This window comes from Peribacillus simplex, from assembly GCF_900156045.1.
Classification (GTDB): domain Bacteria; phylum Bacillota; class Bacilli; order Bacillales; family DSM-1321; genus Peribacillus; species Peribacillus simplex_D.
On record NZ_FTMX01000001.1, the window covers coordinates 1,231,723 to 1,247,136 of the forward strand.

Genomic DNA, 15,414 nt, shown 5'->3' on the forward strand with positions numbered 1-15,414 from the left:
TATTCAGAACAGGGGGATTGATTGTAATGAGCAATATGAAAACGAAAAGTATCCGTGAGGAAATCAAAGAAACGATTCGAGTTTTGAGTGAAGAAGTCGGGCAACGATTCGCCGGAACAGAAGGTGAGTGGAAGGGTACAGATTATATTCACCGAAGACTTAGCGAATTAGGAGTGGAAACTGAAAAGCAAGTGTATCCTTTTGTGGGGTGGGAGCCTGAGGGAACACCTGAGCTAGAAATCCTGTCTCCAATTTCTAAAGTGTTAAAAACGGCATATCTCCTTTTCTCTGGATCTACTCCATGTACAGGAATTAAAGGGAAGCTTACATATCATGGAATAAAAGGCTTGATTCCGGGCGTTTATGATATGCCTTGTTACAATGTCTTAGGTGCTGAAGGGGAAATACTGGCCCAGGTTGTTGTAAATAGCGGCGGTGACCCGATTGCATTATTGAATCCAAGAGCAAAATTCCCAATTCCTGCTGTAGTGATGAGTTATGAAGATCATCTTCATGTACAGGAGTTATTAAATGAAAATCATGACATTGAGGTATTTGTTAAGGTAGAGGGAAAAATAAAGGAATGTAAATCGGCAAACATCATTAGTCATCCATATAAATCGAAAAATACAGACGAAAAGAAAAAAGTAATTGTTTGTGGTCACTCTGATACTACGTTAAATACTCCTGGAGCCTATGATAATGGTTCAGGTATAGCAGGAATCGTTGAAGTTGCCAGAAGACTTAAAGCCGAAAATCATGATTTTCCTTTTGATGTAGATGTCATAGCATTTTCCAATGAAGAAGTTGGATTCATAGGAGCCGATTATTATGTAAATGATTTAAAAGAAAAAGGAACACTTAATGAAGTAGCAGCAGTTATCAATCTTGACCAAATTAGTGCTGGAGATAAAATATGGTCCTGGGTAGGGCCGGAAGACTTCCGCCAAAAGGTAAAAGAAAGTTTCAGAGCAGCTGGAGCTTATGATAGAGATGACTTCGAAGTTGATGTTGATACTCCTAAAGCGGGAGCAGATGAATGGATGTTCCATTTAGAAGGGATTCCAACGGCGCTCCTTATGTTCTGGAGATTGCCGGACTATCATCGTCCGACAGATACTATGGAAAAAATCGAATATGACAAAGTGGAGCTTATTATCGAGACTGTTTTCAACTTACTCAATCGAATAGAGTAAAGGAGAATTCCTATGTCCAAAAAAACTGTTTTTTTCCTATTGGCTCCATCCGTATTGATCTTATTAGGACTTTTTGTTATTCCTTTAATTGTTGTGCTAAATAATTCTATATTGGATGAAAGCGGAAGAATGACGTTTCAGCATTATCTTTTATATTTTAAGGATCAACACTATTTATCTATTACCATACGATCAATAAAAATCTCCTTAATAGCTACGTTTATCACCTTGTTGGTCGGTTATTTTATCGCTTACTTCATTACCAAGTATATCAAGAGTAAGAAAATTAAGCGTATTGCCTATATCGTGATCATATCACCATTATTTACTAGTGCTGTCGTAAGGTCATTTGGATGGATGGTCATTTTAGGGAATAACGGATTTATCAACAAAACTCTATTAGGCTCGGGTATCATCTCCCAGCCTCTAAGACTTCTGTATAATGAGACTGGTATAATAATAGGTTTGGTATATATATTGGCTCCCTTTATGATTTTATCCATTACAACGGTTTTGGAGAATATAGACAGCAGGCTGGAAGAGGCTGCGTCAGATTTAGGTTTAGGTCGTTTACAAACCTTTTTAAAGGTAACGCTTCCATTAACAGTCCCAGGAATATTGGCAGGCAGTGTGATGGTTTTTTCTTTGGCTATTAGTGCGTATGTAACGCCTGCTATGCTTTCCGGTGGAAGGATTCAATTGATAGCGACCGTTATCTATGAACAGATGATGCAGGTATTCAACTATCAGTTCGGTTCTGCGATAGCTTTTGCCGTGTTAATTTTTAGCTTTTTGATTATTGGATTGAACCATTATTTATTAAGGTCTGACTGGATAGAGGAGGGAAGACGTTGATCTCAAAAGTGGTTATGTGGACAATAGGTGGCTTCCTGCTTTTATTTCTGGCCTTCCCATTATTGGTTTTGATTAATGTTTCGTTTACCGAACTAAATTATTTAAGTTTTCCTGGACAAGGGTTTACTTTGAAATGGTATCAAAAGCTTTTTGAGGATATATCGTACGTAGAGTCCTTCATATATAGTTTTAAACTATCGGGATTTGCTACTCTAGGTGCGATACTAATTGGTATTCCAGCCTCATATGGTTTGGCAAGGAGTCATTTTAAAGGCAAGGGGATTGTGATGAGTCTTATCTCATCCCCTCTCTTGCTCCCTCAAATCTTCTTAGGCTTGGCACTGCTTCAGTTTTTTTACTACTTTACTAATAGCCCACAGAATTTTTTAACCCTAGTGTTAGGTCATATCATCATTACATTGCCTTATGTAGTTCGGACGTGTGTTAATAGCTTTCTGGGGATAAGCCCATATATTGAAGAAGCAGGAAGGGATTTAGGTGCGGGTGCATTGAAAACCTTTTTCATCATTACATTGCCACAGATGAAGTCTAGCATTATCGCAGGAACACTCTTTTCCTTTGCGGTTTCGTGGGTAAATGTTGAAGTTACGATTTTCTTGACCTCTGCTGATCAGATGGCACTTCCGGTTAAAATGTTTAATTATGTTCAGTACAACATCGATCCAATGATAGCTGCTGTCTCAGCCGTGACGATTTATATTGCATTTTTCTTAATTCTTGTCATTGATATGTTAGTAGGCATTGAGAATGTTGCTTCAAAATAAAACATGAGACTAGGGGATGTTCTATGAAGAAGTTAAGTGTTTATACCATTTTGTTGGCAATTATTTTAGTAGCTGCTACCGGTTGTGGAAAGCCCATTCAACCAAAAAGTGGGGCGACAGAAGCCAATTCAGATGTACAAGAACAAGAAATATCCATTGCCATTTTCGGTGGTGATTGGGGTGAAACTATTAAGAAGAATATCATTCAACCTTTTGAAAAGGAGACTGGTATCAAGGTGAAAATCATTGAAGGCAATTCAACGGCAACTTTTTCCCGTCTATTACAGGAAAACGGGGCGCCTACCATTGATTTAGCCTTAATGGATTCTGGGATTTCTGAACTAGCCCACGAAAAAGGAATTGTTGAAAATATTGATATTAGTAAACTCAAAGAAAACGCTGCCCTTCTGCCAGAAGCATATCAAGGTAATGGTGAAGAAGTATATGGAGTGGCACTAGGGTATTGGGGACTAGGGATTGTATATAACAAGGACGTAATTAAAAACCCACCAAGGTCGTGGAAAGATCTTTGGAAGGAAGAGTATAAAGGAAAAATAACGGTCCCAACACCTGCTACTACCGGAGGGCTTCCTTTATTGGTACAAGTTTCTGAGCTTGAAAGAGAAGCAAAAGGGAAAGTGGAAAAAGGGTTTCGGAAAATGAAGGAATTAGAAGTAGTAGCATATTTCGATGGTTCTGGAACAGCCACTAATCTATATCAAAGCGGGGAAGCATCAGTTGGAGCCCACTACGGAGGACCTACATATGTAATGCAAGACCAGGGTCAACCGATTGAATTTGTTGTACCGAAAGAAGGCGTTTTAGGTGCAGGTAGCTTTTGGCATGTTGTGAAAGGCTCGAAAAAGTCTGAGCAGGTTTATTCTTTCTTAAACTATGCTACTACTAAGATTGCTCAGGAAGGCATTGCAAGTGATTTATATTTGGCACCAGTTCATAAGGATGTAGAATTAGATGAAAAAACGCTTGAAAGGATGCCATATGGCAAAAACGGCACCTTAAAGGATATGAACATGCCTGATTATAATCTCATAAACCAGCATCGAGATGAGTGGACCGAGTTATGGAACAGGGAAATCGGAAATTAAGGAGGTTTCAATCATGTCAGTGGTTCCGATTGTAGAAAACAATATAGCACATGTAGCCGATGAAAAAGTCAGCATTATTGAGTTAAATAGTATTACTAAGAAATATAGCCAAGCGATAGCTGTAGAGAACATTTCCATTAATATAAAGGAGGGTGAGTTCCTCTCGCTTCTGGGGCCAAGCGGATGTGGGAAAACCACTACGCTTAGAATGATTGGCGGTTTTGAGCTTCCAAATCAAGGCAGTATAAAGATCGATGGAAAAGAAGCCGGGAATTTGCCACCCAACCAGCGTCCGGTTAATACGGTCTTTCAAAACTATGCTTTGTTTCCTCATTTAAGCATTTACAATAATATTGCTTTTGGATTAAAGCAAAAAAAAATATCCAAGGCGCAAATTGCAAGGGATACAACCGAAATTGTCGAAATTATGGGGTTGCAGCAACACAAGGATAAATATCCAAGGCAGCTTTCAGGTGGGCAGCAGCAAAGGGTTGCACTTGCAAGAGCTCTGGTCAACAAGCCAAGAGTGCTCCTTCTGGATGAACCACTAGGAGCACTAGATTTAAAGCTAAGAAAAAAGATGCAGTTTGAATTAAAAAAACTTCATGAACAATTCGAAATCACGTTCATATATGTCACTCATGATCAAGAAGAAGCATTAATCATGTCTGATCGAATTGCTGTTATGAACCAAGGCAGAATCGAACAAATTGACACGCCTCAGCAAATCTATAACAATCCAAAAACTCTTTTTGTTGCCGACTTTATTGGGGAAACCAATGTAATAGATGTGGAATTATTAGAAAGCCAGAATAGAGAAAATCTATTAAAAGAGTTTTCGCAAGTTAAGAATTCAGGTAAAAAGCTTGTAATAAGACCAGAACACTTAAACATTACCCAAAGTCGTTTTCAGCCTAATCGAATTACGTTTGAGGCTAAATTAAAAAAAGTCCATTTTGTTGGTTCAAAAAGAGTGGTCGAGTGTGTATCAGGCTCTCAGGAGATTGTTGTTAACCTATCTGATGAGGAGCAAATGGATCATCTAGGTGAGAGTATTTGCTTAAGTGCTAGGAAAGACTTGGTGAAAATACTATAATATGTTGGAAAGCTCTGTTAAAGGTAACTTTACAGAGCTTTTTTTCATTCAAGTAACTGGACAGCTGCGCAAACTCTTTACCGAAATTTAGCATTCATTACATGCGTTCCCGGAACAGTTCAGTTAAAACGAAGTCATATCTAACCGATTGTGATAAACGGATTAGGTGAAGATGATCAAGAAGCTAAAAATTTTATGTAGATAATAAGAGTCTAGAAAAGAAAAAACATGTGGGTAACCTAATTCATCCTTAATTAATCATTGAGTTTACTATATAAAGTCAATCAAAACATTAGGGGGGGGGGGTTATACATAATCTTTTGGGGGAATTATTATTATTTGAATAATGAAGAACCGAAGGAGAGAAAATAGGAATGCCCAACTATACCTGCACCTTTTGATTTCTGAATTGTTTTAATGCTTTCATCTCTAAAATGACCCTTCGGTTTTTAAATTGGCGTGAAAAAAATGAATAAACAATCATATAAAGCCCATTCTATATACAAGAATGATAAAAAGGAGATTACATCGTGAAGCCATATGAAATAAAAAATATGATTATTGATGACGAGTTTAATGGTGAAGAATCGGTTACAGCTGATTTTACTCACAATGATAAAGATTATAGCATCACTTTTAAAAAAGAAGATCTTGAAATAATTAATACATGGGTTTTTGAGGATGGTTCATCTCTTCCAGCAAATTTATCAGGTACTATCATTGAATCAATAAGGGAAGATATTAAAAAGATAATCTAGTCATTTGTACTAGATCTTTTTTATGGTCATTTTCTTAATCAAAGAAAAATTTAGACCTTGTTTAATATTGATGATAAAAGATAATGAAGAATTATGCTTGTGTGCAATACCAATAAGAGTGATAAGGCATATATATGTTTACTTCTGAAAACTATCGTGGGCAAGGAATCTTAACTGTTTTGTTATCTAAATTAGTCGATGTAGCTAATAGGTATTTGAAAAAGAGGGCTTTATGAACATAAGAAAAGCCCTTAAGAAAAAAGGGCTTTTTCGAAGTGACCCATTAAGGTAACTAACTAAAATTTCTCTTGAGGATCTTTAATTTTAGAAATAAGATGCGAAAGTCATTTCACTCATATTTTTTTAAAACGATTGCTGCATTATGACCTCCAAAACCAAATGAATTGGATAGTCCAGTATTTATTTCCACTTTTCGGGCAATTCCCGGTACATAATCTAAATCACATAATGAGTCAGGCTTTTCTAAGTTGATCGTCGGAGGAATAATTCCTTCCTTTAAACTTTTTGCCAAAGCAATTGCTTCCACGCCTCCAGCTGCTCCTAACATGTGACCAAGCATGGATTTATTAGCTGTTATTGGGATTTGATAAGCTTTTGATTCAAATAGTTTTTTAATTGCCAGTGTCTCAGAACGATCTCCAACTTCTGTACTTGTTGCATGAGCGCTAATAACATCAATCTCTTCAGGAGAAATCTTTGCGTTTTTCAAAGCCATTTTCATTGCAAGATAGGCTCCTTTACCTTCTGGGTGTGTAGCGACCATATGATAGGCATCAGAACTTGCACCATACCCAATGACTTCAGCATAAATTTTTGCGTCTCTACGCAAAGCGTGAGACAAAGATTCCAAGATTAAAATTCCTGCTCCTTCTGACATGACAAATCCATCTCGATTTACATCAAAAGGACGGCTAGCTTTAGTTGGATTATCATTTCTCGTTGATAATGCTGTAGCATTACCAAAACTAGCTAAAGATAAATCTGTTATAGCTGCCTCTGCTCCTCCTGCAAAAACGGCATCAGCTTCTCCAAAGCGAATAAGTCTGAATGCTTCACCAATAGCTGTATTACCGATCGCACAAGCAGAAACAGGTGACATAGTAGGTCCCATTGCATTCCACTTAATACTAATTTGAGCCGCGGCAGCATTTGAAATCATGGCTGGTACCAGGGTTGGACTGACTCTTCTTGGACCTTTTTCTCGAAGAGTATCCACATTATCAATCAATGTCTCAATTCCTCCTATCCCCGAACCAACATATACGCCAAGTCTTTCCAGATTGATATCATCAATATCTAAATAAGAATCAGTCCAAGCTTGTTCAGCAGCAGCCAAAGCAAATTGAGTAAAACGATCTAGACGTCGCGCTTCATTTTTTCCTAAGATATCATCTGCATTAAAATCACGAATAATTCCTGCAATTTTTGCTTTATGATTGCTTACGTCAAATGTATCAATAGAGGAAATGCCAGACTTCCCTTCAGTCAGATTCCTCCAAAATTTTTCTACGTTGTTTCCAATAGGAGAGATTACTCCCATTCCTGTAATAACGACTCTTTCCATTTTTCATCACTCCAAATGAATAGTATACTTGTATTATACTTCGAGGTTATCCTATTACAAGTAAGCGTTTATCCTGGTATAATAACTACCCGGTTAAATGTTATGATGGAGGATTTAGAAATGAATGATAAAACCAGACTTGAAGCTTTGTCTTCATTTTTGAAAACGAAGCGATCCCAAATTAAGCCTGAATCTATAGGTATACCTGCTGGTACTCGGAGAAGAACACCTGGCTTACGAAGAGAAGAAGTTGCACAGTTGGCGGGAGTCAGTACTACTTGGTATACGTGGCTAGAGCAAGGTCGGGATATAAAGGTCTCCACAAGCGTATTGGATTGCATATCTACAGCTCTGCAATTAAATAATGATGAACGGGAGTATCTATATGATTTAGCTTTAGAAGTGAAATCATCCATTATTCATCGAAAGAAGGATCAGCCAAAACTTAGTCCTTCTTTGGAAAGAATTTTAGCTGAGTTAACGTATTGCCCTACTATCATTACAGATCGACATTGTCATATTGTAGGCTGGAACGATGCTGCCGCTCATGTATTTTTAGATTTTGAACAACTCCCGGATGACCAACGAAATTTGATCCAACTAGTATTTACAAGAAAAGAATTAAAATCATTAGCTGTGAATTGGGAGCATTTTGTTAAAGGATTTCTTTCCATTTTTCGTGCCTATTATGGTCACTACTTAGGGGATGAATGGTATAACCTTTTTATTAAAGAAATGAGTGATTCTCACCCGGAATTTCAATCTTTATGGCAAGAAAGTCAAGTGAGCAAAGCTCCAGAAATGATGATTGAATTTAGACATGCCAAAGCCGGAAAGATGCTGTTCAATTTAACGTCTCTCCAAGTCCAGGGGGACATGGACTTAAGGTGCAGTATCTATACACCAGTAGAGGGAACGGCTACAGAAGATAAATTAAAACGATTAATGAAAAAAATATCCATTGAAAGTTCATAAATTGCATATTCACACCTTACCCAAACTGATCAACAATTAGTAAAGCCCTTTTTGCCTATTAATCTTTAGGACAAGTTTTATCATCCAGCTTGAAATCCCCTATCTTCGCCGAAGTAAAGCAGTCATTTCATGCTTTTCCGGGATAATTTAAATTTGGTAATAAAAACCGGAATTTTTCAATACTCTGTTTAAATCTTCCGCTTCATTTTCCTCGTTGATACATCAATGTTTATAGAGGGAGGTTAGTAGAAGAGGGATTTAAAACATAATCATACTTAGATTCTGTTTTGAAAAAAATTGAGATCGGACTGGAAGGGCTTTTGTAATCTCTCAGAATTACCAATAATATTCTGGATTGTTTGGCGGCAAAAAGGAAAGAGGCAAACATATTTTTCCACAACTTCATGGGGATATATGGATATGCGAAAAGGTACACTTTAAACTGAGTGCACCTTTTTGTTTTATGAATTATATATTTCTCTGTTCATATTCACAATATCTTTACTTGAGAGGGGGTTGAGGTTATAAGCTGATAACTTCTCTATTACCTTATCCCGTAGGAATGGGGCTTTTTCTTTATATGCTTTTTCCAATGCTTTTGTTAGTTCTGTGCAGTATGCAGGAGTTCCTGGCTGTTGTCTCCACGAATCACTTAAAGGACCACTATCTAATGTGTCGAAGCCTAGCTGGTTTACTTCAAAAACTAGGGTTGATGCGGCAGTCTTTTTTATGGAACTAAGGGGGATCTTCTCTAGGTGTAGAGTGACAATTTTGTTCATTAATTCCTTTAAATTTCAGAAGCTTCTGGTTGGATACCTCCTATATTTCTCTCTTCGACTACCATACGCAATCCACGCTTCGGTCTGAGTGTAATAGACGGAAGTGGCTTTACTTCATGATGGTCAGGCGCCAGCCTTATCCGATATCGTTGAGCAATGCATGCTAGGACAAGCACAGCTTCCATCACTGCAAAATGATTACCGATACAAACTCTCGGACCTCCGCCAAATGGAAAGTAAGCTAACGGAGGTAGGGTTTTCATAAAATTGTTTTCAAATCGCTCAGGTTTAAAGGAATCTGGATTATCAAAATACTCAGGCTTGTGGTGCATCACATACTGACTTAACAGGATCATATCGCCTTTTTTAAAAAGATACCCTCCAATTACCACATCCTCCGCCACTTCCCGTTGTATGACATAGACAGGTGGGTATATGCGCATTGATTCATAGATAACATTTTGTGTGTATGTTAATTTCATAAAATCGCCAGGTGTTAGATTACGGTTGCCGATTACACTATCTATTTCATTGAAAAGTTTAGTTTCCACATCAGGGTGTTGGGAAAGCAAGTATAAGGTCCAGGAAAGCGCGTTTGCTGTTGTTTCGTGACCGGCAAGGAAAATGGTCATTAACTCATCACGTAACTGCTTGTCTGTCATAGCTAAGCCATCCTCATCATCTCGAGCATCCATTAGAATCCCAAGCATATCCTCATGTCTCTCTGCCTCTGTTCTGCGTTTTTCAATAACGCTATAAATCACCTTATCAAGTCTCTGTTTCGCAATTTTATATTCACGGTTGTTTTTAGTTGGAACCCATAGTGGCATTTGAAGTGTTCGCATTCTTTTAACGGCAATTCTCATGAAGGCTTCTATAGGTTCCCCGAGCATGCCATATCCCTCTTTGAGTCTCATGCTGAACATGGTCTTGCTGATAATACTCAGTGTAAGGCTCATCATATCCTCCGTAATGATCCTTTCTTCTCTGTTTTTCCAAGTGGAAATATAGTCCATTGTTATATCAATCATATCCTGACCATAATTGCTAATATGAGACTTTTTGAATGAGGGTTGAATAAGCCTTCTTTGGCGCATGTGATATTCTTTTTCACTTGTAATTAGGCCTTCTCCGAGTACTGGTTTTAAAGCAGAGAAGTCCTTTGATTTCAAGAAGGATTTGTGTTTTGTTACAAGTACCTGCTTAATTAAATCTGAATTTGAAATAAGGTAAACATTATGGAAAGGTCCAAAACGAATTTTAGCAACTTCTCCATATTCATTTGCTAAACGGGTAAGAAAGCCAAGTGTATCTGAAATAAACTCCTTTGAATGTCCAGTAATTAATTTTCCTTTTGGGCCTGGAGAATCATTTGAAAAATCTCTGTCACTCACTGGTTTGTTTCCTCCATTTCGGTATAAATACTTGTATTCATTCTATGAGGAAAGTATTGATTGGTTTGGACAAGTTGTTAATAAGAAGACCAACAAATACAATATTTTTTAAAGATAGTTAATCAATTTGAATTCAAAGTGTTTATGAAATTGTAAAGGCACCCATCCCTGGTTGACACTTTCTTTTACTAATGAAAGCAGGTATGTATGGAACTAACTTACTTAAAATTTCAAAAAATAACAGGCAAACCAGTTAATGCTCTTGCGTATCCATACGGGAATTTCAATGACAAAGTCGTAGAAGAAACGAAGAAATATTATTTATTTGGACTTACGACAACTCCTGAACTATTTTCTGAGAAGGGCATTAAAGACGAACTTTATCTTTTACCACGAATTTATATCAAGTATTCAACTACTCTTGATGACTTTGCAAAGATAGTTGAAGGCGGTTTCTATACCAGGTAATCGCTTTTTCTTTTGGAACCAAGGGAAAAGTACTTAATATTGTTTATAAACAAATGGGTACGGAAAATAAGGAAAACATCATATATAAATCAAAAGTTTAAGGAGATAGATATTGAACTAATTGGGTGATTTATGATTGAAGTTCTTTAAAAACAATGGAGTTGATGAATACAACCTTCGTGTGTCACCAAGTAACAAGCAAGCAATAGCTTTTATTTAAAAAAAGCAATGCTAGAACTTAAATCTGAGTTAGGTGTGAAAGTATTTAGAATGAAAGGTACTTTCACTCTTTTACTAGCGGGTGCGTTAGCTGAAGATCGGAGCTGTCTTTAAGGCAGTTTTTTCTTATGGCGGTGCCACCAAAAAGGTCGGGCAAATACTGCCCGACCTTTTATACCACACGACATAGTTAATGGATATTTATAATACGAAACTATAAAAATATCATTCCTCAATATGTATGTAGATTAGTTTTACTTTGCAAATAAGTGGTTGCCTATTCTAATGACTGTTTTCCTTGTGAAAATCCATTCATCTGTTGCCAAGAACGGATTATAATAATAAACCGAACCATGAGTAGGATCCCAACCTTGTAAGGCATCAATAACAGCTCGATAAGAATAGCTATTTGGGGTCAAATAATATTGCCCATCATGTACAGCTGTAAAAGCATTTGTCTGGAAAATAACATCGTAAGTATTTTTAGGAAAACCTGGCGTTGACATTCGGTTCAAAATTACTGCAGCGACAGCTACTTTTCCTTCATAAGTTTCTCCTCGAGCTTCTCCATAAACTACCCTGGCCATCATTTCAATACTATTTAATTTTTGTTGTGTTTGGAATCCAAAAACTCCATCTGGTAATATTCCAGAATCTTGTTGAAGTTGTTTAACTGCATGATCAGTAATTGAACCATAATACCCTGTTGGTTGACTGTTAAAGTAACCCATTTTCTTTAAATTTTCTTGTAAGTCATAAACTGCTTGTCCTTGACTTCCATTGTGTAAAATTTCTTGCGCAAAGATTGAATTTGGTATAAAAAACAAGAAACAAATAAAAACAAGAAACGACATTTTTTTTACATTTAACATAAAATAATACCACATCCTTCGATTCATTTTCCTACTATTCTACTTTATCATACAAGAAAAATAGATTTATCTTACATTATTCCTATTTTAAACCAAAAACTGAAGAGATTTTCAGACGAATTTGGAATAACAAAAGAAAGTTATATACATTTTGTAAAGTAATATGTTTTTCTTTAGTTCTTTTGCCAATTAACGTTCCTTTATTATAAAAGGGGCTGTTAGGATTCATAATTAACTGTGTTGCAATCAAAAAAAAATTATTTCCTCACCTTCATCCAACCAACGGAAGACAAGAAAAGGAACATTTAACATTGTATTTGTTGTTTTGTATATAGTTCAATTCCTCCGAAACTATTTTGGACATCAATTAATGAAGCTTTTTTTTTGCAAATTAAACTGCCAATTCGACTGCTTTTATCATCCAGCCTGAAATCCCCTATCTTAGCAACAGTAAAGCCAACATTTCATGCTTTCTACCATCAGTTCAGTAAAAACGAAGTCATATCTAGCCGATTGTGATAATTAAGGTATAATGATAGGGGAAGATATTTTTTAACGGATTAGGTGAAGATGAACATGAAGCTAATCATTGCGGAGAAACCAGATCAAGGTTCAACGCTTGCGGCTCAATTTAAAACGAAGAAACAGCAAGGCTATATAGAAATCATGCCGAATGAACTTTTTCCCGATGGAGCCTATGTAACTTGGGCCGTCGGGCATTTATGTCAACTCGTTTCGCCGGAAACCTATCATTCAAAATGGAAAAAATGGTCGATGGAAACGTTGCCGATGATTCCTGAGAAATTTCAATATGAAGTGACCCGACAAAAGGCAAAGCAATTCAATGTTGTGAAGACTTTGCTCAGGAAACAGGAAGTCGATGAAATCATTCATGCAGGTGATGCCGGGCGTGAAGGAGAATTGATTGTACGCAACATCGTTAATCTATGCAATGTCAATAAACCGATGAAACGATTATGGATTTCCTCTTTGACCCCAAAAGCGATTTATGAGGGATTCCAAAATCTGAAGAGCGAGGAAAAAACCAGGCCGCTCTATTATGAAGCATATACGAGAGCTTGTGCGGACTGGGTTGTGGGAATGAATGCGTCGAGAGCGTATAGTATTTTATTGAAACAAAGGGGCGTTTCGGATGTGTTTTCAGCTGGAAGGGTTCAGACACCGACACTCGCCTTGATTGTGAAGCGGGAAATGGAAATTGAGCAATTCAAGTCTGAACCGTTCTGGGAAGTGTTCGCTGACTTCAATATGGATGGAAAGAAATATAAGGGAAAATGGCAGCAGAACAATGATCCGAGAATCAAGACAAAAGAATTGGCTGATAAAATTGCCGCTTTTTGCAAGGGTAAGGAAGCTGAAATAGCTGAAATGGATACAGAAAGGAAAGAATTTCAGCCGCCTTTGTTATTTAATCTCTCGTCATTGCAAGCGACAGTGAACAAGATTTATAAATATTCACCGAAACAGACGCTTGATATAGTACAAAGTTTATATCAAAAAGGGATCGTTTCTTATCCACGTTCAGATTCCAATTATGTGACGGAGGGGGAAGCTGAAACATTTCCCGATATTTTGCAAAAACTAAGCGGATTTTCGGAATATGAATCCCTGTTTCCCTTGCCACAACCGAACATCATGAATAATAAACGGTTTGTAAATGAAAAGAAAGTGACTGATCACTATGCAATCATCCCGACGGAGCAGGTTACTGATCCAAAGCGGCTTTCCGCTGAAGAACGGAATATTTATGACTTGGTGGTACGCCGCTTGATTGCGGCCCATTATGAGAAAGCCATTTTCGATTACACCACCATTAAAACGCTTGTCGATAAGCGTGCCGAATTCATTTCTAAAGGAAAGCAGCAGATTCAAGAGGGATGGCGCAAAGTGATTTTCCAAAATGACAAGGATGATGATGATATCATTTTGCCGTCCGTCTCAAAAGGGGATTCTGGAAAGGTCGCCAATATAAAGGTGAAAGAAGGAAAAACCCAGCCTCCCAAGCGCTATACAGAAGGTCAGCTGATCATGTTGATGAAAACTGCCGGAAAGCATCTGGATAATGAAGAGTTAGAAAAGGTGCTGATGAAAACCGAGGGTCTTGGAACCGAAGCAACTCGGGCGGGCATCATTACCATGCTGAAAGACCGTAAATACATCAATGTCAAAAAAAACCAGGTGTTTGCGACTGATAAAGGGAAAGTGCTGATTACCGCAATTGGGGAGAAAATCCTGGCTTCACCCGAGATGACAGCCAAATGGGAACAGCGTTTAAGGGAAATTGGTGAAGGGAAGGCTTCAGCTGGCGGATTTATGGAAGCTGTTAAAAAGATGTCAGCAAAAATAATCAGTGATGCCGTGGAATCATCGGAAAGCTGGGATTTTCAAGGGCTGGACACCGAGTCGATTCAACGGAGCGGCCCTAAAAAGAGAAGTTCATCATCTGTGGGCAGCTGTAAACTATGCGGTTCTAAGATTGTCGATAAAGGGGAATTCTATGGATGTGTAAGTTATCAAAAAACAAAGTGTAACTTCACAATCTCCAAAAAAATCCTTAATAAGAAAATCAGTCAAGCAAATATAAAAAAGCTGTTGGCGAGCGGTGAAACGGATTTGATAAGCGGTTTTAAAAAAGGGGAAAAGACCTTTGATGCCATTTTATCTTGGTCCGACTCTGAAAAGAAGATCAGTTTTACATTCCCAACAGAACAAAACGTCAAGCAAACTTGAGAAGAAACATCATTAAAGGCGCCCTGAGACTTATATCATCTTGTTTCAGGGTCGTTTATATAGTAAAATTTTTAGATATGCGTTTGAATGGGAGGATTCCGAATGCCTACACCGAGCATGGAGGATTACATAGAACAAATTTATTTACTTATTGAAGAAAAAGGATATGCAAGAGTTTCCGATATTGCCGAAAATCTTTCCGTCCACCCTTCTTCTGTTACAAAAATGGTTCAAAAACTTGATCAAGAAAAATATTTGATATATGAAAAGTACAGGGGTCTCGTTTTAACTGCAAATGGGAAAAAAGTTGGTAAAAGGCTCGTTTACCGCCATGAACTTTTAGAACAGATGCTAAGGTTGATTGGGGTCAAGGAAGAAAATATTTATCATGATGTAGAGGGGATCGAACACCACCTTAGTTGGAATGCCATCGATAGGATTGGAGACCTGGTTGAATTCTTTGAAGAATCTCCTGACCGTGTCGAGGATTTACGAAAGATACAAAAAAGAAATGAAGAAAATTCAAAATAAGCTGCCGCTGGCAGTTTTTTTTATGTTTTTGAAAATTATCTGTA

General features: G+C 37.5%; 13 protein-coding genes and 1 pseudogene. 10 read left to right on the plus strand and 4 right to left on the minus strand.

Annotated elements, in window-relative coordinates; translation table 11 throughout:
• Positions 1–26: 26 nt before the first annotated feature.
• The 6 genes from BW986_RS05915 (at position 27) to BW986_RS05940 (ending at position 5,796) form a co-directional block, all read left to right on the plus strand.
• Positions 27–1,196, plus strand: a complete 1,170-nt coding sequence (locus tag BW986_RS05915) for a M28 family metallopeptidase (RefSeq protein WP_179086008.1) — start codon at positions 27–29, stop codon at positions 1,194–1,196.
• Positions 1,197–1,208: 12 nt separating this feature from the next.
• A complete protein-coding gene (locus tag BW986_RS05920) occupies positions 1,209–2,051 on the plus strand; it encodes an ABC transporter permease (RefSeq protein ID WP_076365948.1) in 843 nt (280 codons plus the stop codon).
• On the plus strand, positions 2,048–2,836 hold the full coding sequence (locus BW986_RS05925; RefSeq protein ID WP_076365950.1) for an ABC transporter permease: 789 nt from the start codon (positions 2,048–2,050) through the stop codon (positions 2,834–2,836). Before BW986_RS05920 ends, BW986_RS05925 begins: the two co-directional genes overlap by 4 nt.
• A 23-nt stretch (positions 2,837–2,859) precedes the next feature.
• Positions 2,860–3,942 carry an ABC transporter substrate-binding protein gene (locus BW986_RS05930; RefSeq protein ID WP_076365952.1) on the plus strand — a complete coding sequence of 361 codons (1,083 nt, stop codon included), beginning with the start codon at positions 2,860–2,862 and terminating at the stop codon, positions 3,940–3,942.
• Between the two features lie 19 nt (positions 3,943–3,961).
• The gene (locus BW986_RS05935) at positions 3,962–5,038 is read left to right on the plus strand and encodes an ABC transporter ATP-binding protein (RefSeq protein ID WP_260320740.1); all 1,077 of its coding nucleotides are present in this window, start codon (positions 3,962–3,964) and stop codon (positions 5,036–5,038) included.
• A 530-nt stretch (positions 5,039–5,568) separates the two neighbouring features.
• Positions 5,569–5,796 (plus strand): hypothetical protein, encoded by a 228-nt coding sequence (locus BW986_RS05940; RefSeq protein ID WP_076365956.1) that lies wholly within the window; start codon positions 5,569–5,571, stop codon positions 5,794–5,796.
• A 349-nt stretch (positions 5,797–6,145) separates the two neighbouring features.
• Here BW986_RS05940 and fabF read toward each other — a convergent pair whose 3' ends face one another.
• Entirely contained in the window at positions 6,146–7,381 is a 1,236-nt protein-coding gene (gene fabF, locus BW986_RS05945) for a beta-ketoacyl-ACP synthase II (RefSeq protein ID WP_076365958.1), read from the minus strand.
• Between the two features lie 120 nt (positions 7,382–7,501).
• Here fabF and BW986_RS05950 point away from each other — a divergent pair, with 120 nt between their 5' ends.
• Entirely contained in the window at positions 7,502–8,356 is an 855-nt protein-coding gene (locus BW986_RS05950; RefSeq protein ID WP_076365960.1) for a helix-turn-helix transcriptional regulator, read from the plus strand.
• Between the two features lie 461 nt (positions 8,357–8,817).
• Here BW986_RS05950 and BW986_RS05955 read toward each other — a convergent pair.
• Positions 8,818–9,048: pseudogene (locus tag BW986_RS05955) on the minus strand (3-hydroxyisobutyrate dehydrogenase); the annotation flags it as partial.
• A gap of 95 nt (positions 9,049–9,143) precedes the next feature.
• The gene (locus BW986_RS05960) at positions 9,144–10,529 is read right to left on the minus strand and encodes a cytochrome P450 (RefSeq protein WP_076365964.1); all 1,386 of its coding nucleotides are present in this window, start codon (positions 10,527–10,529) and stop codon (positions 9,144–9,146) included.
• 207 nt (positions 10,530–10,736) lie between these two features.
• On the opposite strand from BW986_RS05960, the gene BW986_RS05965 reads away from it, so the two are divergent.
• Entirely contained in the window at positions 10,737–10,997 is a 261-nt protein-coding gene (locus tag BW986_RS05965; RefSeq protein ID WP_260320741.1) for a polysaccharide deacetylase family protein, read from the plus strand.
• 473 nt (positions 10,998–11,470) lie between these two features.
• On the opposite strand, the gene BW986_RS05970 is transcribed toward BW986_RS05965, so the two are convergent.
• The gene (locus BW986_RS05970; RefSeq protein WP_076365965.1) at positions 11,471–12,088 is read right to left on the minus strand and encodes a cell wall hydrolase; all 618 of its coding nucleotides are present in this window, start codon (positions 12,086–12,088) and stop codon (positions 11,471–11,473) included.
• 576 nt (positions 12,089–12,664) lie between these two features.
• Between BW986_RS05970 and BW986_RS05975 the strand changes: the two genes are divergently transcribed.
• Both BW986_RS05975 and mntR read left to right on the plus strand, forming a co-directional pair.
• Positions 12,665–14,839, plus strand: coding sequence for a DNA topoisomerase III (locus BW986_RS05975; RefSeq protein ID WP_076365966.1), 2,175 nt, complete (start codon positions 12,665–12,667; stop codon positions 14,837–14,839).
• Between the two features lie 102 nt (positions 14,840–14,941).
• Entirely contained in the window at positions 14,942–15,370 is a 429-nt protein-coding gene (mntR, locus tag BW986_RS05980; RefSeq protein ID WP_063234342.1) for a transcriptional regulator MntR, read from the plus strand.
• Positions 15,371–15,414: the final 44 nt, after the last annotated feature.